This window comes from Microvirga arvi (assembly GCF_016892765.1).
GTDB classification, from domain to species: Bacteria; Pseudomonadota; Alphaproteobacteria; order Rhizobiales; family Beijerinckiaceae; genus Microvirga; species Microvirga arvi.
In genome coordinates this window covers 1-1,372 of the sequence record NZ_JAFEMD010000176.1, presented here as the reverse complement: position 1 = coordinate 1,372, position 1,372 = coordinate 1, and the positions used below count along the sequence as shown (strand labels likewise).

General features: G+C 63.7%; 1 pseudogene. It reads left to right on the top strand.

Annotated features, from left to right (window positions below):
• The first annotated feature begins 81 nt into the window (after nucleotides 1–81).
• Nucleotides 82–1,106, top strand: a pseudogene (locus ILT44_RS30370) (IS110 family RNA-guided transposase).
• The last annotated feature ends 266 nt before the right edge of the window (nucleotides 1,107–1,372 follow it).

Genomic DNA, 1,372 nt, shown 5'->3' with positions numbered 1-1,372 from the left:
GGAAATGATGCTGTGGACGGCTCCCGCTCAGCGGTGAGGTAGCATGGCTGCTTCGAGCAGCCAGCGACACAGGTGCAACCCATGAGCACGGTTACCACCATTGGTCTGGACATCGCCAAGTCTGTCTTTCAGGTGCACGGCATCAGCGCCACCGGCGAGGTGCTGATCCGCCGCCAGGTCAGGCGAGGGCAGGTGCTCAAGTTCTTCGCTTCCCTGCCACCCTGCCTGATCGGGATCGAGGCCTGTGCGAGTGCCCATCGCTGGTCGCGGGAGCTCCAGAGCCTGGGTCATCAGGTAAGCTCATGCCGCCGGCTTACGTCAGACCGTACGTAAAACGACAGAAGAACGACATGGCCGATGCTGAGGCGATCTGCGAGGCCGTGACCCGGCCCACCATGCGCTTTGTCGAGACGAAGACGTGTGAGCAGCAGAGCATTCTGATGCTGCACCGGGTCCGGCTGATGCAAATGCGCCAGAGGACCATGCTGACCAACGCCATCCGGGCGCATCTGGCGGAGTTTGGCCTCGTAGCGAAGATCGGCCGCGAAGGTGTCGACGAGCTGCTGCTGTTGGTCCGGGATGAAGACGAACGCGTGCCTGAGCTGGCCCGGGCCTGCATCCTGGCCTTGGCCGAGCAACTGGTGTTGATCAAGCGCCAGATCCTGGAGATGGACCGACGGATCACCGCCTGCCATCGGGCCAGCGAGGTCAGCCGCCGGCTGGCCGAGATCCCTGGAGTGGGTCCGCTGCTCGCATCTGCCCTGGTGGCGCATGTTCCCAACCCACAGGCTTTCTCCTCAGGCCGTAATCTCGCGGCCTGGATCGGGCTGGTGCCGAAGCAGCATTCCAGCGGTGGCAAAGAGCGGCTGGGCGGCGTGACCAAGCAGGGCAACCGCTATCTGCGCTCCATGCTGACGGTGGGCGCGCTGGCAGTGATCCGTTATGCCCAGCGGCATGGCACCCGGCGGCCGTGGCTCGTGCAGTTGCTGGCGCGGCGGGCCACCAAGGTGGCGGCGGTCGCCTTGGCCAACAAGATGGCTCGCATGATGTGGGCGATCATGGCCAAGGGCGAGCGCTATCGTGAGCCTGTTGTGCAGGCGGCATAATCATCGCCAAACGGATTGGCGATCAGGAGGTTGGGAAGGGCGTACGGACACTAATGCAGGATCCGGTCGAGCCGGGAAGCGGGACACCCCATTCGTGCCAGAGCATCGTGGAATGCGAGGAATTGGTCGGGACCCCTTCGCGAAGGGCATTATGGCCAGCGGTCATGAGCACCGCTCCAACAGGTCGAACACATGGCCGCACCGACCAGCCCAGCAGAAGTGTCAAACAAATCCCTTGCCAACAGGGAGCCGTCCACACATGGCAC